Origin of the sequence: Ensifer adhaerens (assembly GCF_028993555.1) — a bacterium.
In the GTDB taxonomy this organism is placed as follows: domain Bacteria; phylum Pseudomonadota; class Alphaproteobacteria; order Rhizobiales; family Rhizobiaceae; genus Ensifer; species Ensifer adhaerens_I.
Genome location: NZ_CP118611.1, coordinates 2,108,041 through 2,129,263, shown reverse-complemented (window position 1 = coordinate 2,129,263; position 21,223 = coordinate 2,108,041). Strand labels below are relative to the sequence as shown.

Sequence of the window (21,223 nt, the reverse complement as noted above, 5' to 3'; positions counted from 1 at the left end):
GTTTTTTCAATCTCTGGGCGTCGTATTTCGTTCGCCGAGCGTGATGCAACCGCGGCCGAGATCACGCGGCGCGGCCAGTCGCCAAAGCCTGCGCCTGGAGATCTTCGGAAAGAAACGCCCAGAGTGCTGAGACCGGGCGCGACGACAGGCCCTGGTCATCGGCCGCAAAAAGCCCGAGTTCGATCACCGGGGCCGGAGGCAGGCCCTCTTCAGCACCGAGGACCCGCATCGTGTTGGCGCGAATGTTGAGGTCCAGCAGAACGGCAATGCCGAGGCCTGCCTCGATCATCGACTGTATGGAGGCGAGGCTGGCGCTCGTCAGCACCGTGCGCCAGGGTCGCCCCCCGCCATTCAGCGCCTCGATCATACTCTGGCGCCAGGTGCAGACACCGTCGAAGGTGACGAGCGGCAGGGGGCCGTCTTCCGGCACCTCGAAGCCACGTGCCGCAACCCATCTGAGCGGCAGCCGCCACGTGAGGATCGGCCGTCCGCGGATCAATGCCGGGTCGCCGATCGCGACATCGAGCTGTCCCTGGGACAGCTTCTCCGACAACGCGGTGCTTTCGGTGACCGTCAATTCGAGCGCCACGTTCGGGTGGCACTCGGCGAAGCGCTGCAGGGCTCTCGGCAGCGAGCCGACGGCGATGTCCTCGATCATTCCGAAACGGATTGGACCCTGGAGCGCCTGTCCGGCGAGCGCACGTCGCGCGCTGACGCTCAGTCCAAGCATCTTCTGGGCATAGGGAAGCAGCACATGCCCGGCTTCCGTAAGGTCCATGCCCCTGCTGTTGCGGTTCAAGAGCCTGGCACCGAGATCGTCCTCCAGGCGGCGCAGTTGCATGCTGACGGCGGCTTGAGTTCTTGCCAGCCGCTGGGCGGCGGCGCTGACGCTGCCGCACTCGGCGGTCACGACGAAGGCGCGCAGAAGGTTGATGTCCAGGTCATGCATATAACGATCCCTTATGGCGACATCACAATTATTAGCGTTCTTTATTGTGCCGGGGTTGCTATGTCTGTTCAAGCCCAACGGGAGAACGGACATGGCGGAAACGGAGACGACAGCGGATAGCACGTGGAGCGAGTCGGGTGCGACAGGCGACACCGGCGGGCGCGTAACGATCGCCGTTGTCTTGTGCCTGCTCTCGATGTCGAGCGTTCAGTTTGGTGCCGCACTCTCGAAGCCGGCCATGGAAAGCGTTGGTGCCTTTGGCGCGACCTGGTTGCGGCTCTGCTGGGCGGCGGCATTCCTGTTGCTCTTGGTCCGGCCCGCCTTCCTCAGCTACACCCGGGTGCAGTGGCTCTCGGCGCTTTCGCTCGGGGCCACGATGGCGGTGATGACGCTCTGTTTCTTTGCGGCCATCGCGCGCATCCCACTCGGGCTTGCGGTGGCGATCGAGTTTCTGGGGCCGTTGACGGTCGCTGCGATTTTCGGCGGCCGTGGCTGGCGCCTGCTTTGCCCCGTTATCGCCGGTGCCGGCGTACTCTGCCTCTCCTGGGACGGTGCCGCCTGGGTGGCGGATACGCCTGGCCTGTTTCTTGCCTTCGGGGCGGCGATCGGTTGGGGCGGCTATATCATGCTGATGAAGCAGGCCGGCCAGCGGTTCAGGGGATTGGAGGGGCTTGCCGTTTCGCTGCTGTTTGCGGCCCTTTTTGCCACGCCGTTCGGGCTGCATCAGGCTCAATCCGGTTTCTCCTTTGACATGCTGATGATGACGGCCGGGCTTGCCATTCTGGTGCCGCTGCTGCCCTACGCGCTCGAGTTCATGGCGCTGCGCTGCATGCAGCCGTCGGCCTTCGGCATCCTGATGAGTCTGGAACCGGCGATCGGTGCCGGTGCCGGCTTCGTCATTCTCGGTCAGGCACTGGTCCCCAACCAGGTCTTCGGCGTCGTCCTCGTGATGATCGCCAGTGTTACCGGCACATTGCTGGCGAAAGGCTAGCGCGCAGCGGAAGCCGCCTGTTTTTACCGCTAATCCTCTGAACATTCCGACATTACCGGCGCCCGGGGGAGGCCGGCACGCTTCCGGTCGTCCCGCCATCCGTTGAATTTCGTCGATGCTCGGCGCGCTAGGTGAAAAGTGCCCGTTTACAAAAGTAATATTATATGATTTTTTCTCGATGGCTGCGTGGAGGCAGCTTTCTTTGGGAGGAAATCATGAAAATCGCCAAGGCACTTGCGAGTGCATCGATCCTTGCCGCCTGCACGTTTGGCAGCGCTTCCGCGGCCGACCTGGTGGTTGGTTTTTCGCAGATCGGTTCGGAGTCCGGCTGGCGTGCCGCCGAGACGACGCTGACCAAGCAGCAGGCCGAACAGCGCGGCATCGACCTCAAATTCGCTGATGCGCAGCAGAAACAGGAAAACCAGATCAAGGCGATCCGATCCTTCATCGCGCAAGGGGTGAACGCCATCCTCGTCGCCCCGGTGGTCGCGACCGGCTGGGACGAGGTGCTGCAGGAAGCCAAGGACGCAGAAATTCCGGTCATCCTGCTCGACCGCACGGTGGATTCCTCAAAGGATCTGTACCTGACGGCCGTAACGTCCGACCTCGTGCACGAGGGCAATGTCGCCGGCAAGTGGCTCGTCGACGCTACGGGCGGCAAGCCCTGCAACGTCGTCGAACTCCAGGGCACGACCGGTTCTTCGCCGGCCATCGACCGCAAGAAGGGCTTCGAACAGGCCCTTTCCGGGCAAGACAACCTGAAGATCATCCGCAGCCAGACCGGCGACTTCACCCGCACCAAGGGCAAGGAAGTCATGGAGAGCTTCCTCAAGGCCGAGGATGGCGGCAAGAATATCTGCGCACTCTACGCCCACAACGACGACATGGCCGTCGGCGCCATCCAGGCGATCAAGGAAGCCGGCCTGAAGCCGGGCAAGGATATCCTTGTCGTCTCGATCGATGCCGTTCCGGATATCTTCCAGGCGATGGCAGCCGGCGAAGCCAATGCCACGGTTGAGCTGACGCCGAACATGGCCGGTCCCGCCTTTGATGCGCTTGCCGCGTTCCAGAAGGATGGCACGGCACCGCCGAAGTGGATCCAGACGGAATCAAAGCTCTACACTCAGGCCGACGAGCCGCTGAAGGTCTACGAGGAAAAGAAGGGCCTCGGCTACTGACGTCGGCCGTGGCCCGCGCAGCTTCTCGCGCGGGCCACGCTCTTTCCAAGTAGAGCGCTGTTTGCCGCAGGCAGGCGCTGTGCTTCTCGCCCGACGGATACCAGCATCGCGGAGACGGTACCGATGCAGACCAGTGACCACATTCTCCAGGCGATCCGGATCGAAAAGACCTTCCCGGGAACGCGGGCCCTCGACAAGGTCGATTTTCACCTGCGGCGCGGAGAGGTGCATGCGCTGCTCGGCGAAAACGGCGCCGGCAAGTCGACCCTGATCAAATGCCTGACGGGCGCCTATCGCCGAGATGGCGGCGCCATCCTGCTTGATGACGTGCCCGTCGACCCGCGTGACACGTTCGAGGCTCAGGGGCTCGGCATCGGCACGGTCTACCAGGAGGTCAACCTGCTGCCAAACCTGACGGTCGCCGAAAACCTCTTCCTCGGGCGCCAGCCGCGCCGTCTCGGCATGGTCGACGTTGGCGCCATGAACCGGCGCGCGCGGGATCTGCTTGCCGACTACGAACTCGACCTCGACGTCACCCGCGATCTTGCGAGCTATTCGGTCGCAATCCAGCAGGTGGTCGCCATCGCTCGTGCCGTCGATCTCTCGGGTAAGGTGCTGATCCTCGACGAGCCGACGGCGAGCCTCGACGCGCATGAGGTGGCCATGCTGTTCCGCATCGTCCGGCGCCTCAAGGCTCGTGGGCTCGGCATCATCTTCGTCACTCATTTCCTTGAGCAGGTCTATGAGATTTCCGACCGGATAACGGTTCTGAGGAACGGACAGCTCGTCGGAACCCGTGACACTGCCAACCTGGATCGGCGCGAACTGATCGCGATGATGATCGGCCGTGAACTGGCGGCTGAGATCCACGCGCCACGCGCGGAAGCCCAGGAAGGACCGTTGCGCTACCGGTTTCGCAACTACGGTCGCAAGGGCCGCGTCCGTCCCTTCGACCTCGATGTCCGCGCTGGCGAAGTCGTTGGCATGGCCGGCCTGCTCGGCTCCGGACGAACGGAAACAGCGGAGCTTCTCTTCGGCGCCCATCGGGCCGACAGCGGCGAGGCGGAAATCGATGGTCGCGCGGTCGACCTCTCGTCGCCGCGCGTCGCCATTCGTCATCGGTTCGGCTTCTGCCCGGAGGATCGGAAGACATCAGGGATCATCGGCGACCTCTCTGTGCGTGAGAACATCATGCTTGCCCTCCAGGCGCGCCGCGGCTGGACGCGGCCGATCTCGCGCGCCGAACAGAACCGGCTGGCGGACCACTACATTCGCGCACTCGATATTCGCACGGCCGATCGGGAAAAACCGATCAAGCTGCTCTCCGGCGGTAACCAGCAGAAGGCGATCCTGGCGCGCTGGCTTGCGACTGAGCCCGAATTCCTGATCCTCGACGAGCCGACGCGTGGCATCGACGTCGGGGCCCATGCGGAGATCGTCAAGCTCATCGAGGCGTTGCGCGAGAAGGGCCTTTCACTGATCGTCGTCTCCTCGGAAATCGAGGAGCTGGTCGCCTACAGCACGCGCGTCATCGTCCTTCGGGATCGCGCCCATGTGGCCGAACTCGACGGAAACCGCATCACCGCTGATCAGATCGTCGAAGCGATCGCCGCAAGCAACGAGAGGAGGACGTCGTGACGTCGTTCGTCAGGCTCTATCTGAACCGGTTGCTGCCGCAACTGGTCGCGCTCGGCATCATCGTCGTGGCGGTATCGCTGGTGTTTCCCGGCTTCCTCAGCCTGGAGATCCAGAACGGCCGCCTCTATGGCAGCCTCATCGACATCGTCAATCGTGGCGCGCCGGTCGTGCTGCTGGCAATCGGCATGACTATCGTCATCGCCACCAAGGGCATTGACCTGTCGGTCGGCGCAGTCATGGCGATCTGCGGCGCCACCGCGGCTGCCTGCATCACTTCCGGCCACTCGCTGGCCCCAACGCTGCTGATTACGCTTGCCGTCGGTGTCCTGTGCGGCCTGTGGAACGGGGTGTTGGTGGCAGTGCTCGACATCCAGCCAATCATCGCGACGCTGGTCCTCATGGTCGCCGGGCGTGGCATCGCCCAGCTGATCACCGAGGGCGCGATCCTGACCTTCAACGACCCTGGTCTCATCTTCATCGGCAGCGGCTCCTTCATCGGCCTGCCGATGCCGGTCGTGATCTGGCTGGTCTTCGGCGTGTTGATCGCCATGCTCGTGAGGCGGACGGCGCTCGGCATGCTGATCGAGGCGATCGGCGTCAACCGACAGGCGAGCACACTCTCCGGCGTGCTGACCCCCGTGCTGCTGATCGCGGCCTATGTCCTTTCCGGTCTCTGTGCCGCCATTGCCGGCATCATCGCCGCCGCCGATATTCGCGGCGCGGACGCCAACAACGCCGGCCTCTGGCTGGAGCTCGACGCCATTCTCGCCGTCGTGGTCGGCGGCACGTCCCTGCTCGGCGGTCGCTTCAGCATCGCCGCATCGGTACTCGGCGCCATCATCATTCAGGCGATCAACACCGGCATTCTTCTTTCCGGCTTCCCGCCGGAGTTCAACCTCATCATCAAGGCCGCGATCATCGTCTTCATCCTGGTGCTTCAGTCGCCCCGCTTCCGCACTGCCTTTGCATTCCTCGTGCCGGCGCGTGGCGCGAGCAAACCGAGCGAGCGAGCAGCAAAATGAAGCAGAAATACCTTCCGCTCACGGCGACGCTGGTGATCTTTCTTCTCGGCTATGCGCTCTGCGTTGCGCAATATCCGAACATGTTGTCCACGCGCGTGATCGGCAACCTCTTGACCGACAACGCCTTCCTCGGCATCGCGGCGGTCGGAATGACCTTCGTCATCCTCTCGGGCGGCATCGATCTTTCGATTGGCTCGGTCATTGCCTTTACCGGCGTGTTTCTTGCCGTGGTGCTCGAACAGACGAGCATCCACCCGCTCATCGCCTTCGCGATCGTTCTTGCGATCGCAACGCTTTTCGGCGCGGCGATGGGGGCGATTATCCACTATCTGGAGATGCCGGCCTTCATCGTCACGCTCGCCGGCATGTTCCTCGCGCGCGGCATGGCCTTCGTATTGTCGATCGACAGCATTCCGATCAAGCATCCATTCTACGCGACGTTGAAGAGCCTCTACCTGAAGCTGCCGGGTGGCGGGCGCATCACGCTGATCGGCGGGTTGATGCTGTTCGTCTTCGCCATCGGTATCCTGCTGGCGCACCGCACGCGCTTCGGCACCAATGTCTACGCGCTCGGCGGTGGCGCGGCGACGGCGCGGCTGATGGGTGTTCCGGTTGCCGCGACGACGGTGCGGATCTACGCCCTTTCCGGCCTGCTTGCAGGGCTGTCCGGCATCGTCTTTTCGCTCTACACCTCGGCCGGCTATTCGCTCGCGGCGGTCGGCGTTGAACTCGATGCGATTACCGCCGTCGTCATCGGCGGGACGCTTCTGACCGGGGGGGCTGGCTTCGTCGCCGGCACGCTGGTCGGCATCCTCATCCAAGGGCTGATCCAGACCTACATCACGTTTGACGGATCGCTGTCGAGCTGGTGGACGAAAATACTGATCGGCCTCCTGCTCTTTGCTTTCATCCTGCTGCAGAAGGGGATCATCTTCGTTTCGCGCCAGCGCCAGCAGCGGGCGTGAGGCAAGGGCGCGCGCGATGTGGCCATCCCTTCAACAGCCGCGCAAAAGGACAAGCCACCGGCTCGTCGTCGAGGAACTCGGCCAAGCGGTGGTCGGTGGGGAATTTGCCGTCGGAGATATCCTGCCCGGTGATGCGGAGTTGGCGGCGCGCTTCAACGTTTCCCGCACGGTCCTGCGTGAGGCGATGAAGACGCTTGCCGCCAAGGGGCTCGTTATTGCGCGCGCCCGTATCGGCACGCGCGTCATGTCGCGAGCCAACTGGAATCTGTTCGACGGCGATGTGCTTTCCTGGCATTTCCGGGCCGGCGTCGACGAGGAGTTTCTTCGACACGTCAGCGAGGTCCGCCTGGCGCTGGAACCCTACGCGGCCGGACTGGCGGCGCGGCGCGCCACGGATGCCGACATCTCCCAGATGATGCGGCTGGCAGTCGCCATGGGCGATGCCGGCCATAGCGCGCAAACCTTGGCGCGCGCCGATCTGGAGTTCCATCTCCGCCTGCTCGAGGCTTCGCTCAATCCGTTCATGCAGACCGTCGGCAGCCTGATCGAGGCGGCGCTGATGGGCGTTTTCCGGTTGAGCAACGCGGCCGCCGATGGCGCCGAGATCGATCGGGTCGCCGTCGCGCATATCCGCATCGTCGAGCAGATCCGGCTCCGCAACGAGGAAGGCGCGCGAAACGCGATGGAGCATGTGATCCGCGTGGGCCAACAGCAGCTGATCGCAAACCTGAGAACACGTGGCTGATCCGCAGACAGGCGGCTCGGGCGCCTTGCAGCAAGGTCGCAGACGACCTGTGCGGTGCCGCTTGGCTTCACCGGGCATCTGCGCGTAGGCTATCGCACCGGCGACGCCAAATGGCGATGCCGGAAGGTCGAAAGCAGGGCGAGCGGAGAGGGAAGGATGACGGAACGGGATGTTCTGATCGTCGGCGCCGGGCCGACCGGGCTGGTGCTTGCTCTCTGGCTGATCGTCCAGGGGGTGAATGTCAGGATCATCGACAAGAACGCCGCTCCTGGCCCGACCTCTCGGGCGATGGTGGTGCATGCCCGCACACTCGAACTCTATCGCCAGCTTGATCTGGCAGCGGCGGTGGTGGCGGCCGGACACCGCAACCCCTCGGTCAATCTTTGGGCGAAGGGCAGGGCCAAGGCACGGATATCCTTCAGCCCCACCGGTGCAAAGCTGACGCCTTACCCCTTCGTTCTGGTCTATCCGCAGGATCACCACGAGCGCCTCTTGGTGGAGCGGCTGGAAGCCATGGGCGTCATCGTCGAGCGGCAGACCGAGCTTGTCGACTTCGAGGATACAGGCGACCGGATCGTGGCGCGCCTCCGGTCGCCTGACGGCAGCGAGAAGATTTCTACGGCGCGTTATCTGGCCGGGTGCGATGGCGCGCGCTCGCTGGTCCGGCACAAGCTCGCCGTCGGGTTCGAGGGCGGCACCTATCAGCAGACTTTCTACGTCGCCGACGTTGAGGTAAGCGGCCCGACTGCCAATGGTGAGGCACATATATCGCTCGAAAGCAGCGACTTCGTTGCGCTTCTTGCTTATGGCGATGGGCGGGGACGCCTGATTGGCCTGGTTCGTGACGAGCGCGATGACATGGACAAGCTCACCTTCGACGATGTCGGCCAACGTGCCATCGAGGGTCTGCAGCTCAACGTCGACAAGGTCAATTGGTTCTCGACCTATCGCGTCCACCATCGCGTGGCCGAGCGCTTTCGGGAGGGGCGTGCTTTCCTTTTGGGGGACGCAGCCCATGTTCACAGCCCTGTGGGTGGCCAGGGCATGAACACCGGCATCGGCGATGCGATCAATCTTGCCTGGAAACTTGCGGCAGTGTTGAAAGGTCGCGCGTCCGACACGCTCCTCGACAGTTATGAACGCGAGCGTATCGGCTTTGCGCGCCAGCTTGTGGAGACAACCGATCGGCTGTTCACCTTCGTGACCGCAGAGGGTCGCTTTGCGGACTTTTTGCGGGTCGAAGTAGCGCCCGTTCTGGCGGGTGTCGCCTACCGCATCGGCGGCATCCGGGAGTTCCTGTTCCGGATCCTCTCGCAAACCCAGCTGAACTATCGTGACGGTCCTTTAAGCCGGGGCAAGGCCGGTCGAGTGCAGGGCGGAGATCGGTTGCCCTGGGTTCAGGTGAACGGTCTCGACAACCACGCGCCGCTTGCCGCCGTTAGTTGGCAAGTTCATGTCTATGGAGCGGCATCCGGCGAACTGAGACAATGGTGCGCGACGCGGCATGTGCCGCTCCATGTATTTCCCTGGACGGAGGAGCACGCAGCCGCGGGCCTTGTCGTCGATGCCGCCTATCTGCTGCGCCCCGACACCTACGTGGCGGTTGCAGCCCTGGACCAGGCGCCCGATATGTTCGACGCCTATCTGGCGGATGTGGGGATCACTTCCGCCTGAGGTGCCGCGTCGCAGGCAATCCCGAAGGCACGGATTGCAGGTCAGCTGTTGCCAATGCGGACGGGCAGAAAGGGTAACGAAAACAGGGCCGATCCGGCCCCGTTCTCAACGCTGCCAGCGGGAGGTCAAGCCTATCCGTGACCGGCCGGTGTCTAGGGCTTGCCGTCCGTCGCAGCGCCTTCTGCCGTCGCACCTTCTGTCTGGGCCGGGTGCTTCGAAATGCCGGCGAGCTTGTGGCCACGCTCGCGCAGCCACTGGAAGGCGACGTAGAGTGCCGGGATGACGAAGATACCGACGAGGGCGGCGGCGAGCATGCCGCCGGCAACGCCGGTACCGACTGCGCGACGGCTGAGTTCGCCGGCGCCCTTGGCGACCACCAGCGGAATGAGGCCGACGATGAAGGCGAAGCTTGTCATCATGACCGCCCGGAAGCGGGCGCGAGCGCCCTCGATTGCCGCCTCGACGATCGGTGCGCCCGCTTCGCGGTGCGCCTTGGCGAACTCGACGATCAGGATCGCGTTCTTTGACGCAAGCGCGATCAAGACGACGAGGCCGATCTGGGCATAGATGTCGAAGGAAAGCCCGGCGACGAGCACCGACAGAAGCGCGCCCGAGACGCCAAAGGAGACCGAGAGCAGCACCGGTACCGGGATCGTCCAGCTTTCATAGAGCGCCACCAGGAAGAGGTAGGCAAAGAGCACGGCCATCGCCAGGATCGCCGTCGTCTTGCCCGCCGCTTCCAGCTCCTGCAGCGCCGTTCCGGTCCATTCGTAGCCGTAGCCGGGCGGAAGCGTCGAGGCCGACAGCGCTTCCATGGCGGCAAGCGCCTCGCCGGACGAATGTCCTGCCGACGGCTGGCCGTTCAGCGTGATCGAGCGATAGTTGTTGTAGCGTACGATCGATTGCGGGCCGACGATGTAGTCGACCCTGGCGACCGAGGCGACCGGCACCATTTCACCGCTGGAGTTGCGGACGTGCAGGCGCTGAATGTCGTCGACGGCGTTTCGGTCCGCCTGTGCGGCCTGCATCGTCACCTTCCAGGTGCGGCCGAAAAGGTTGAAGTCGTTGACATAGTAGCTGCCGAGCGTGCCCTGCAGCGTGGTGAAGAGGTCGCTGACCGAGACGCCGAGCGATTGCAGGCGGTCGCGATCGATATCGAGATAGAGCTGGGGCGAACTTGCCGAATAGGTGGTGAAGGTCGGCCCGAGCGCAGGGTTCTGGTTCGCGGCGATGATGAGGCCGCCGGCGGTTGCCGAGAGGTCGGCGACCGAACGACCCTGCAGGTCGAGCAGCTGGTACTCGAAGCCCGAACCGGTGCCGAGACCCATGATCGGCGGCAGGTTGAAGGCGAAGATCTGCGCGCCGCGGATCGCCTGTCCCTTGGCCATGGTGGTGCGGATCGCCGCCTCGACGCCAGCAGCGTCGCTCAGGCGCTCCGCGAAGGGCTTCATGGTGACGATGGCGAAGGCCGAGTTGGACTTGGAAAGGCCGTCGAGGAAGGAGTAGCCAGTGACGGTGATCACGTTGGCAACGCCTTCGATGCCGCCCAGCATCGTCTCTACTTGCTTCACGACCGCATCGGTGCGGTTGTACGAGGCCCCTTCCGGCAGGCGGATTTCGGTGAAGAACGCGCCCTGGTCTTCCGCCGGCAGGAAGCCGGTCGGTACGACGCGGAAGAGGAAGCCGGTTGCGACGAAGGCGATCGCCAAAAGCACGAGACCGATGATCGCGCGCCGGGCGATGTGCCCGGCGACAAAGGCATAGCCGTCACGCCCTTTGTCGATGGTGCGCGAGATCAGGCCGAGGATGCCGCGCTTCGGTCCGTGATGCGGCTTCAGGAGCACGGCGCAGAGCGCCGGGCTCAGCGTCAGCGCGTTGATCGCCGAGATCACCATCGACACCGAGACGGCGACGGCGAACTGCTGGAACAACTGACCGCTCAAGCCCGGAATGAAGGCGACCGGCACGAAAACCGACAGAAGCACGAGCGTGATGGCAACGATGGCGCCGGTGATTTCGCCCATGGCGCGACGCGCCGCTTCCGCCGCAGAAAGGCCGGGGTTCTCCTCCATCACCCGCTCGACGTTTTCGACCACCACGATCGCGTCGTCGACGACGATGCCGATCGCCAGAACCAGGGCGAGCAGCGACACGGTGTTGAGCGAGAAGCCCATGGCGAGCAGCACGGCGAAGGTGCCGATCAGCGCGACCGGAACGGCGACAAGCGGGATCAGCGTTGCCCGCCAGTTTCCGAGGAACAGGAAGACGATGAGGATGACGAGGACGAAGGCCTCGAGCAGCGTTTCCTCGACGTTGTCGACGCTGGCTTCGACGAACTGCGCCGTGTCGTAGGATACCGAATAGGTCAGGCCCGGCGGAAAGGATTTCGACAACCGCTCCATCGCCTCCTGCACGCCCTTGGCGGCGGCAAGCGCGTTGGCGCCCGGCGCCTGGTATGTGCCGATCATGGCAACAGGCTTGCCATTGATCCGGGCGTTGGAATCCGAGCTGGCAGCGCCGAGCTCGACACGCGCGACGTCGCGGATGCGCACATAGGACCCATCGGGCCTTGCACGCAGCACCACATCCTCGAACTGCTTGGGATCGGTGAGGCGACCTTGCGTTTGAAGATTGAGCTGGAACAGCGGATCGTCGGTCATCGGCTGGGCGCCGATGCGGCCGATCGCGGCCTGGACGTTCTGCGCTTTCAGCGCGTTGATCACATCGGTCGGCGTCAGATCGAGGCTGGTCATGCGGTCGATGTCGAGCACGACCCTCATGGAGTAGTCCTGCGCGCCGAAGAGCTGGGCGTCACCGACGCCGGGCACGCGCTTGACCGTGTCGAGCACGTTGATCGTGGCGTAGTTGGACAGGAACAGGCTGTCGAAGTTCTGCTTCTCGTCCGCAGCAAAGATGGTGATCACCTGCATCAGTGCGGAAGACTTCTTGCGCACGCTGACGCCGCTCTGCTTGACCTCGGACGGCAGCCCGGCTTCAGCAAGCGATACACGATTCTGCACGTTGACGGTGGCGATATCCGGATCGGTGCCGACGGCGAAGGTGACGGTGAGCGTATAGGACCCGTCGGCGCCGCTCGTCGATTTCATGTAGAGCATGTCGTCGACACCGACGACCTTGCTCTCAATCGGCTGGGCGACGGTGGTCTCGACCACGTCGGCGCCGGCGCCGGGATAACTTGCCGTCACGCTCACTTGCGGCGGCACGATGTCCGGAAATTGGGCAATCGGCAGGCGGGTGAGCGCCAGCAGACCCGCCAGCGTCAACACGATTGAAATGACCGTGGCGAAGCGCGGGCGATCGATGAAGATCTTTGAAATCATCGGTCAGCCACCTGCTGCCGTGGCTGCATCGACAGTGATGCCGGGTCGGACCTTGCCTGCCCCTTCGGTGATGACGTTCTCGCCTTCCTTGAGGCCCTTGCTGATGACCGCCTGGCCGCGGGTGTTGCGCGCGACATCGACGCGGCGCAGTTCCACCTTGGAGCTGGCGTCGACGACCAGCACGAAAGCACCCTGCTGATCGCGCTGGATCGCCTGTTGTGGAACGGCAAGGACATCCTGCTTGTCGGATTGTTCAAGGACGACCCGCACCAGCGCGCCGTCGAGCAAAATGCTGTCCGGATTGGGGAATTCGGCACGCACGGTCACCGTGTCCGTCCCTTGCGAGACGTTGCTGGCTATGAAGTTGATCGTGCCCTTCTGCTTGTACTCCGTTCCGTTCGGAAGCCCCAGCCCGACATTGGCGCCGCCGCTGATCTCGCCCTTCAGAACGCGTTCGCGATAGGTGAGATAGAGCGCGGTCGCCACCGGAAACTGGACATAGATGGGATCAAGCCGGGTCAATGTCACCAGCGGCCCGCTGTCCGGCCCGACAAGCGCGCCGACATCGGCGGCGGTGAGCCCGATGATGCCGTCGAAGGGGGCCACGATCTTCGTGTAGGAGAGATTGAGGTCGGCGTTGTCCTTGCTGCCCTTGAGGCGTACGAGGTCGCCGTCGGCCTTTTGGACCTCGGCGTTGGCCTGATCCACTTTGGCCTGAGAGATGGTCTTGGTGGTGAGCAACTGATCGGCGCGATCGCGCTCGAGGACAGCGAGTTGCTTGGCGGCTTCGGCCGCCTCGATCTGCCCCTGGATTTCCTGGACGGCAGCGCGATAGGCGCCATCCTCAACGCGGTAAAGCTCCGTTCCCGCCGTAACCTTCTGTCCCTCGGTGAAGTTGACAGCTTCGAGGAAGCCCGACACGCGGGCCCGAATGTCGACCTTCTGGATAGCCGTGACCTTGCCGGTCAGGTCGACACTTTCACGAAGATCCATAATCGTGGCTGGCGCCACGACCACGGCCGGAGCTTGCTGGGCAAGAGCCGTCTGCGCTGTGAGACCAATTGCGACCAGAAGCGTTGATGTGATTGAAGCTGCACGGATTCTCGTATGAGGCATGCAACGTTCCCCCTGAACGAAACAGCTTGAGATGATGTCAGTACGCCTGGACAGGCGTCCTTATTGCGATGAAATCAGAACACGTTATCTGTCTCAAGTCACGCAACTTTTGATTGATAAGGCGTCGACCACATAAATGGGACGGGTTTGGAGCAGACGGGCGCCACGAAGGCGAACTTGTCACAAAAGCAATGGTTTGTGCCGCTTGCCCAGACGAAGGCGGAAGTGCGCCCCAATGCGAGGATCGTGGCGGAGCGGTTGACCCCATCGCTCGACGGCGATCGTTTAACGTGTGCTTGGCCGCTGCGGCCAGGAGGTCGGATTTGCAGCCTTAGGTGACGCGCCACACGCGGGTATCGCCAAAGAACAGGTCCCGGCGCGAAGCCGGGACCTGCAGTCGGCGTTGGAGCCAGACCGGAATCTCAGACGAGATCGAAGCGGTCGGCGTTCATCACCTTGTTCCAGGCCGCCACGAAGTCGCGCACGAACTTCTTCTTGGCATCCGCCTGTCCATAGACTTCGGCGACGGCTCTCAGTTGCGAGTTCGAGCCGAAGACGAGATCGATGCGGGTCGCCGTCCACTTGACGTCGCCGGTCTTGCGGTCACGACCTTCGAAGACGTCCTTGGCATCCGACGTCGCCGTCCAGGCCGTGCCCATGTCGAGCAGGTTGACGAAGAAGTCATTGCTGAGCGTTTCCGGGCGATCGGTGAAGACGCCGTGCTTTGCCGCATCGTGGTTCGCGCCGAGGACACGCAGGCCCCCGACGAGGACCGTCATTTCCGGCGCAGTCAGCGTCAGCAACTGTGCCTTGTCGATCAGAAGCTCTTCGGGCGAGACGGCGTACTGGCCCTTCTGGTAGTTGCGGAAGCCGTCGGCGATCGGCTCGAGGACCGCGAAGGATTCGACATCCGTCTGCTCCTGCGTGGCATCCGTGCGGCCGGGCGCGAAGGCAACCTCGGCGTCGTGGCCGGCCGCCTTTGCAGCCTTTTCGATGGCTGCTGCGCCACCGAGAACGATCAGGTCGGCGAGCGACACCTTCTTGCCGCCGGTCGCGGTGCCGTTGAAGGCCTGCTGGATGCCCTCAAGCGCTTCCAGAACCTTGGCGAGTTCACCCGGCTGGTTGACCTGCCAGTCCTTCTGCGGCGCAAGGCGGATGCGGGCGCCGTTGGCACCGCCGCGCTTGTCCGAGCCGCGGAAGGTGGAGGCGGAGGCCCAGGCGGTCGAGACCAATTCGGAGACCGAAAGGCCCGAGGCGAGGATCTTCGCCTTGAGGTCGGCGATATCAGCAGCGTCAATCAGCGGGTGATCGACGGCTGGAACAGGATCCTGCCAGATCAGGTCTTCGGTCGGGACCTCCGGGCCGAGATAGCGCGCACGGGGGCCCATGTCGCGATGGGTCAGCTTGTACCAGGCGCGAGCGAAGGCGTCTGCGAAGGCGTCCGGGTTCTCGTAAAAATGCCGTGCGATCTTTTCGTAAGCCGGATCGACGCGCAGCGCGAGGTCGGTCGTCAGCATCGATGGGGCGTGACGCTTGGACTTGTCATGCGCATCCGGCACAGTATTGGCGCCCATGCCATGCTTCGGGGTCCACTGGTGCGCGCCTGCCGGGCTCTTCGTCAGTTCCCATTCGTAGCCGAACAGGTTCCAGAAGAAGTTGTTGCTCCACTTGGTCGGCGTCGTCGTCCAGGTCACTTCAAGGCCACTGCTGATGGTGTCGCCACCACGGCCGCTGCCGTAGGTGCTTGCCCAGCCGAGGCCTTGTTCTTCGATGCCGGCCGCTTCCGGCTCGCGACCGACATTGGCGGCATCACCAGCACCATGGGTCTTGCCGAACGTGTGGCCGCCGGCGATCAGCGCGACGGTTTCCTCGTCGTTCATGGCCATGCGGGCGAAGGTCTCGCGAATGTCCCTTGCGGCAGCGAGCGGATCCGGGTTGCCGTTCGGGCCTTCCGGATTGACGTAGATCAGGCCCATCTGCACCGCCGCGAGCGGGTTTTCGAGATCCCGGTCGCCGGAATAGCGCTTGTCGTCGAGCCAGATCTTTTCCGTGCCCCAGTAGATGTCTTCCTCCGGCTCCCAGACATCGGGACGGCCGCCGGCGAAGCCGAAGGTCTTGAAGCCCATCGATTCGAGCGCGACGTTGCCGGTCAGGATCATCAGGTCGGCCCAGGAAATGCTGTTGCCGTATTTCTGCTTGATCGGCCAGAGAAGCCGGCGCGCCTTGTCGAGATTGACATTGTCCGGCCAGCTGTTGAGCGGCGCGAAGCGCTGCTGCCCGGCACCCGCGCCACCGCGGCCGTCGCCAGTGCGGTAGGTGCCGGCGCTGTGCCAAGCCATGCGGATGAACAGCGGGCCGTAATGGCCGAAGTCGGCCGGCCACCAGTCCTGCGAATCGGTCATCAGCGCCTTGAGGTCGTCCTTCAGCGCTTGCAGGTCGAGCTTCTTGAACGCCTCGGCATAGTTGAAGGCTTCGCCCATCGGGTCGGAAAGAGAGGAATTCTGGTGCAGGATCCTCAGGTTGAGCTGGTTCGGCCACCAGTCACGGTTCGAGGTGCCGGCGGATTGAGCGCTCGTCTGCGCTCCGTGCATAACGGGACATTTGCCCGTCTTGTCGGCTTTCGCGTCCATTTCTATCTCCCTTTGCGATGACGTGAATTGTGCGGATCAGAGGAAAGGCGGGCTGTGCGGGCCAGCGATGCGCCGGGCCCGGCTTGCGGCATTCTTTGTGCCGTCGGTGGTTGTCGTTCCGCGAAGCGGTCTCGCCACTGGCTGCGTCTCCCTCATTGCGTCGGCGACTCTATCAAAGTGGTTTCATTAATTTAAGTTGGATTTCCTGATGATGACGATAAGACGATCCTATGGCTAATGGACGGCGGGGCAACAAGCGCATGCTTGCAGCCCTGTATGCATCTTTGATGACGCGCGAGCGCTTTGCCGATTGCAGCCCATACAAGAATATTGGTGCACTGCACTCCCGCCAAACTTGCGGAAGAAAGCGCCAATGGTTAGTCACACCCGCAAAGACTCGAAGAGCTTTTCCATTTTTTCGCGTGGTGAAAGGACAGACATCGTGGCTGAGACAGAAATTGGGGCCGGCAAGGGCCGTCGCAAAGCGCTTTGGGCGGCCGTCGCGGTAATCGCGATCGCAGCTGCCGGCGTCGTCGGCGGCAAGTTCATGCTCGAAAGAACGGTCGACAAGTTCATCGCCGAGCGCGGCGGCAAGGCGGGCTCCGTCGAGGCGGATTTCCTTGGCCGAATTCATCTGCGTAACGTGACTCTGCCCTTCGCCAATGGCGCCCGGGTTCAGGTCGCCGCCATCGATGGCCGGCCAAAGATCTTCTTCCTGAGCGGCAAGCTTGATGTGAAGGGCCTTGAGCTCGACATCGCCGCCGGCAAGTTCTCCGTGCCGCATGCGGTCATCGAAGAGCCGGACTTCTTCGCAGGCGCGCTTTCCAAGGCAGGCGATCAGGGTGAACTGACGACACTGAAGCGCATTGAACGCTTTGCCGCAAAGCGGATTTCGGCTCCGGAGGCATCCATCAGCCAGGACGTGGCCGGCACCGAGCAGAAGACGGTTTACAAGGACCTGGCTCTCGAGGACATCGCCGGAGGCCGCGTTGCTCGTTACTCTGCGAGTGGCGCAAGCTTCGCCTTTGCCATGGATGTTCCAGACGGAGAAGGCGCGACGAAGCGCGAGCAGATGAACGGCTCGATCGGGGCTGTGGCGGGCGAGAACTTCGACGCGGCCTATATGGTGCGGATCTACACGGAAAAGGCCGGCCCGGACGACATGGAAGCAAAGCTGCTCTATGGTCCGATGTCGGCGAAAAACCTTACCTTCTCCGACGGCAAGGCGCAGTTCGGTTATGACGAAGTGCGCAGCAAGGGCTTCAGCGCGCGCATGCCGGCCGAGCCGTTGCTGGAAACCTTGGAGAAGCTGCAAGGGGTGACGGACCCCGAAGCGCTGCCTCCCGAGGAGCGGCAGGCATTCTTCAAGCGCATCCTCTCGGTTGTCGACATGATCGGCAGCGGCGACATCGAGCTGCTCGGCCTCAAGATGGAAGTACCGGACCAGAACAGCGAAGAGGAAGGCAAGACGATCAAGCTCGCCGTCGACAAGATGGCGATGCAGCTCGATGGCCGCAGCTTCGACGGTGCCCTGCACGGTCTTTCCGCGGGAGAAGGCGCAGACTACGTCAAGATCGGCGAAGCGAGCATCAAGGGTTTCTCCTGGGCTCCGACCATGGAGGCGCTCACGAAGCTGGCGGGCCTGAAAGAGGAAGAGTTCGAGACCTTCCCCTTCACCACGCTGATGCCGGAATTCGGAACGATCCGTATTGCCGGACTGGATGTCGACATGCCCGGCAGTGCGCCGACAAGCTTGACCGACAGCGAAACTGGCGAAGACGATCAGGCCACCACCGAAAGCGAGGCGGATCCGTCGGTCAGCGCCGAGCCGGCGCCGGATGCGGCAACCGATGGTGATGCCGCCTCCGATGCCGCTGCCTCAACCGATGCTGATGCCTCGACGGATGGCGATGCCGCCTCCGAGGCAGAGGTCCCGGCCGATGCCCAGGACGATCCGATGGCCGAAGCGCCGGTCGAGCAGGCTGCCGTGCCTTCCGTTCCGGAACGCGTACGCTTCACGCTCGACAATTACGAACTCGCCCTGACCAAGCTGCGCAACGGTATCCCGACGGATGTGCGCGTCAGCTATCGCGATCTCAGTGTGCCGATTCCGGCCGACACACAGGAGGAAGGCTTCGCGACGCTGCGCAAGCTGGGCTTCGACAAGCTGGTATTCTCTTCCAACGTCGAGCTTGCCTGGGATGAGCCGAACGAGAACCTCGTCATCAAGGATATCTCCTTGAACGGCAAGGACATGGGCAGCTTCTCCTTCTCCGGCCAGATGGGCGGCGCCAGCAAGGATTTCTTCTCCGGCGACATGACCGCTGCCCAGGTGGCGCTCTTCGGCCTGACGGCCCGGGAAGCCACGCTCAAGCTCGAAGACAAGGGCATCCTCGCCAAGGGCATCAAGCTCTATGCCGAGGACAATCACATGACCGAGGACAGCGTTCGCGGTCTCCTCGTACTGATGACGAGCGCAGGCGTGCAGCATTTTGCGGCCACACAGCCGAAGCTGCAGGACGTCGCAACTGCGTTTACACAGTTCATCAGCAAACCGGGCGCCTTCACCCTGAAGGTCAAGGCCAAGGATGAAGCCGGGATTGGTGCACTCGAGCTGATGGGGGCCGCCGAAAATCCGGCGCTTCTGCTCGACAAGGTCGATCTCGAAGCCGCAGCACAGTAAATCGATTGCGGGCCGCGTCAGCTGACGTGGCCCGCATCACGTCTGGCTGTGAGAACTGCTGCAGCACCTTCGGGCATCGGCCGTTTGCCCCCGCGGGACAATCAAGCTGAGGCCCCGTAAGCACTGTGCGATCGGCGAACGCAGAACCAGCATGGTCAAAACAGAGTCGTTTGCGGCCAAATGTGAGCAAAGCATGCAAGAAATTTGTCGCGGTTCGCCGCATGTTTGCCCCGACATGGATGGCAACGGCGAGATGATCGCCAGTGCATTCGTCATCGCATCGATCCTGCATCCAGGCAGATTCCACGCGAAGGATGAACTCCATCGTCGGGAGGCGAGGGTGGACGGCGGCCTATGACAGAACCGAATGGCATTGGAGCGTGTTTTGGCGAGCCGAAGGCGCCGTTTCTCACGGTTCGGCCCGTCCGTGACGCCCGGTTTTCGGTGACGCGTCTGCAATGCCGGCTGGATGGCGCATTGAGCCGCGTCGTTTCCCTTCCCGCCGACGACGCCTATTTCCTGATGTTCTATTTCAAGGATGTCATGCATTGCGACGTGGTGCCGGGCGGAAACGAGAATGAAATTCGCCGCTACCGGCAGGGGTCGATCTGCCTCGTCGATCTCGTCCAGGGTGCCAGTATCCGACTTGTCAGCGATCTCGATTCACTCGCCTTCCACCTGCCGCGGGCCTTGTTTCGCGAAGTCTCCGGGTTCTCGCACGCTCCGGCTGCCACCGGTCTCAGGTGCCGCCGCGGCGAGAGCGACGACGTCATGCACAATCTTGCCTTGGCGCTGCTGCCGCTTCTCGCCGACAGCGAGAATGAACCGGGGCCGGTGCTGCGGCATATCGCTGTCGCCATCTGCGCGCATCTCCTGCACTCCTATCCGGATCGTGCCAATGCATCCGGCAGCCCCGATCTGTCCGTGTGGCAGGAGAAGGCGGCCAAGGACTTCATGATCGACCATTGGGCCAAGGACTTTTCGTTTGCGGCTGCGGCGACGGCCGCGAACCTGTCTGAGGACGCTTTTGCCGCGGCCTTTGCATCCGTGACCGGGCAGGCGCCGGAGGAGTGGCTGATGCGGTACAGGATCGGCCGGGCCAAACGCTACCTCATCGAGGAGGGGTGGTCGCTGGCCAAAACCGCCGCCCGTTGCGGCTATGCCGACGAAGTGCGTTTCATTGAAGCCTTTCGCGAGGTGACGGGAGTGACGCCAGCCGTCTGGCGCGCGCGCTGGCTGCAGTGAGGGAAGCGATGTTGACCTGTGGAGCCCCGCGATGCACCGTGAGATTTGCCGCTGTCTTGCGACCGCCAACCGTTGTAGCATTTGCCCGGCCGCCAAAGCGGGAGGCTGAGCCGGATATCGGGAGACCCTGACCGATGGCCTCACAAGCGGGACTGAGCGCAGACGAGCGTACACCGCCCCCCACTGTCAAAAGGATCAGCGCGGGCGATATCACCATAACGAGAACCTCTTCGGATCGCTTCGATCTGGAACTCGGGCCGCTTATCCCGGTCGCCGACGCCTTCAATGTCATCGTCCAGATGCGTGACTTCGACGCGCACCGCCTGTGGCGGCGCGGCGAGCTTGTCTATGAGGGAGGGCACTCCAGGGCATCGCTCGCGATCACCGACCTACGGGACCAATGGCAGTGCCACCATCTGTCGCCTTTCGACAATGTCCGCTTCCACATTCCATTTGCCTGCATGCGGGCCTTCACCGAAAGGGCCGGACGCGGCGAGTATGTGTCACTGTCTCCCGTGCAGGGCCGCGTGGATCCGGTGATGTTCGGCCTCGCGCAGGCGCTGCTGCCCTCGCTCGACGAGCCTGATCGGGCCAATCTGCTTTTCGTCGAACAGATCAACCTTGCCGCACTGGCGCATCTCAGCCAGACCTATGGCGGCTTGCATTTCCCTGTCGACAAGAAGGGTACGCTGGCGCCATGGCAGGAGAGGCTGGCGACGGAGTTTCTGGTCGCACACTTCAACAAGGCGTTTTCGATCGGCGATCTCGCCGCCCAGTGCGAGCTCTCGCGAAGCTATTTCAACAAGGCCTTCAAGGAGAGCTTCGGTCGCACGCCGTCCAGGTGGCTGACCGAATACCGGATTGCGCGGGTCAAGGAGTGTCTGCTTCAGGACACCCCGCTTGCCGAGATCGCGATCCACTGCGGTTTTGCCGACCAGAGCCACATGACCCGGGTGTTCACCAGCCAGACAGCGGAAACGCCCGCGCGTTTCAGGAAAAAGAACCGCTCCATCGGGCTGGCAGTGGATCGATCTCAGCAATAGCGT

General features: G+C 63.2%; 15 protein-coding genes. 11 read left to right on the top strand and 4 right to left on the bottom strand.

Translation table 11 applies throughout. The features are described 5' to 3' along the window. Nucleotides 1-61 precede the first annotated feature (61 nt). Nucleotides 62-949 (bottom strand): LysR family transcriptional regulator, encoded by an 888-nt coding sequence (locus PWG15_RS29780; RefSeq protein ID WP_275025137.1) that lies wholly within the window; start codon nt 947-949, stop codon nt 62-64. 91 nt (nt 950-1,040) lie between these two features. On the opposite strand from PWG15_RS29780, the gene PWG15_RS29775 reads away from it, so the two are divergent. The 7 genes from PWG15_RS29775 to PWG15_RS29745 all read left to right on the top strand — a co-directional run bounded on the left by PWG15_RS29775 (nt 1,041) and on the right by PWG15_RS29745 (nt 9,162). Beyond that, nucleotides 1,041-1,940 (top strand): EamA family transporter, encoded by a 900-nt coding sequence (locus PWG15_RS29775; protein ID WP_275025136.1) that lies wholly within the window; start codon nt 1,041-1,043, stop codon nt 1,938-1,940. A gap of 215 nt (nt 1,941-2,155) precedes the next feature. Further along, nucleotides 2,156-3,118, top strand: coding sequence for a galactofuranose ABC transporter, galactofuranose-binding protein YtfQ (gene ytfQ / locus PWG15_RS29770; RefSeq protein ID WP_275025135.1), 963 nt, complete (start codon nt 2,156-2,158; stop codon nt 3,116-3,118). 123 nt (nt 3,119-3,241) lie between these two features. After that, the gene (ytfR, locus tag PWG15_RS29765) at nt 3,242-4,756 is read left to right on the top strand and encodes a galactofuranose ABC transporter, ATP-binding protein YtfR (protein WP_275025134.1); all 1,515 of its coding nucleotides are present in this window, start codon (nt 3,242-3,244) and stop codon (nt 4,754-4,756) included. Then, entirely contained in the window at nt 4,753-5,778 is a 1,026-nt protein-coding gene (locus PWG15_RS29760) for an ABC transporter permease (RefSeq protein WP_275025133.1), read from the top strand. The genes ytfR and PWG15_RS29760 overlap by 4 nt, the downstream gene beginning before the upstream one ends. Beyond that, nucleotides 5,775-6,743: a galactofuranose ABC transporter, permease protein YjfF gene (gene yjfF / locus PWG15_RS29755; RefSeq protein WP_275025132.1), complete on the top strand. Its 969-nt coding sequence runs from the start codon at nt 5,775-5,777 to the stop codon at nt 6,741-6,743. The genes PWG15_RS29760 and yjfF overlap by 4 nt, the downstream gene beginning before the upstream one ends. Nucleotides 6,744-6,759: 16 nt before the next feature. After that, nucleotides 6,760-7,488 (top strand): FadR/GntR family transcriptional regulator, encoded by a 729-nt coding sequence (locus tag PWG15_RS29750; RefSeq protein ID WP_275025131.1) that lies wholly within the window; start codon nt 6,760-6,762, stop codon nt 7,486-7,488. 156 nt (nt 7,489-7,644) lie between these two features. Continuing rightward, nucleotides 7,645-9,162, top strand: coding sequence for an FAD-dependent monooxygenase (locus PWG15_RS29745; protein WP_275025130.1), 1,518 nt, complete (start codon nt 7,645-7,647; stop codon nt 9,160-9,162). A 152-nt stretch (nt 9,163-9,314) separates the two neighbouring features. On the opposite strand, the gene PWG15_RS29740 is transcribed toward PWG15_RS29745, so the two are convergent. The 3 genes from PWG15_RS29740 to katG form a co-directional block, all read right to left on the bottom strand. Continuing rightward, complete coding sequence (locus PWG15_RS29740; RefSeq protein WP_275025129.1) at nt 9,315-12,503, bottom strand: efflux RND transporter permease subunit; 3,189 nt, start codon at nt 12,501-12,503, stop codon at nt 9,315-9,317. A gap of 3 nt (nt 12,504-12,506) precedes the next feature. Then, complete coding sequence (locus tag PWG15_RS29735) at nt 12,507-13,619, bottom strand: efflux RND transporter periplasmic adaptor subunit (RefSeq protein ID WP_275025128.1); 1,113 nt, start codon at nt 13,617-13,619, stop codon at nt 12,507-12,509. Nucleotides 13,620-14,041: 422 nt separating this feature from the next. Then, nucleotides 14,042-16,249 (bottom strand): catalase/peroxidase HPI, encoded by a 2,208-nt coding sequence (katG, locus tag PWG15_RS29730; protein WP_275025127.1) that lies wholly within the window; start codon nt 16,247-16,249, stop codon nt 14,042-14,044. A 442-nt stretch (nt 16,250-16,691) separates the two neighbouring features. Between katG and PWG15_RS29725 the strand changes: the two genes are divergently transcribed. The 4 genes from PWG15_RS29725 (at nt 16,692) to PWG15_RS29710 (ending at nt 21,220) form a co-directional block, all read left to right on the top strand. Further along, nucleotides 16,692-18,932, top strand: a complete 2,241-nt coding sequence (locus tag PWG15_RS29725) for an aq_1923 C-terminal domain (RefSeq protein WP_275025126.1) — start codon at nt 16,692-16,694, stop codon at nt 18,930-18,932. A 151-nt stretch (nt 18,933-19,083) separates the two neighbouring features. After that, nucleotides 19,084-19,290 (top strand): hypothetical protein, encoded by a 207-nt coding sequence (locus PWG15_RS29720; RefSeq protein ID WP_275025125.1) that lies wholly within the window; start codon nt 19,084-19,086, stop codon nt 19,288-19,290. After that, nucleotides 19,287-20,177 carry a helix-turn-helix domain-containing protein gene (locus PWG15_RS29715; protein ID WP_275025124.1) on the top strand — a complete coding sequence of 297 codons (891 nt, stop codon included), beginning with the start codon at nt 19,287-19,289 and terminating at the stop codon, nt 20,175-20,177. Before PWG15_RS29720 ends, PWG15_RS29715 begins: the two co-directional genes overlap by 4 nt. A 134-nt stretch (nt 20,178-20,311) precedes the next feature. Further along, nucleotides 20,312-21,220 (top strand): helix-turn-helix domain-containing protein, encoded by a 909-nt coding sequence (locus PWG15_RS29710; protein WP_275025123.1) that lies wholly within the window; start codon nt 20,312-20,314, stop codon nt 21,218-21,220. Nucleotides 21,221-21,223 lie beyond the last annotated feature (3 nt).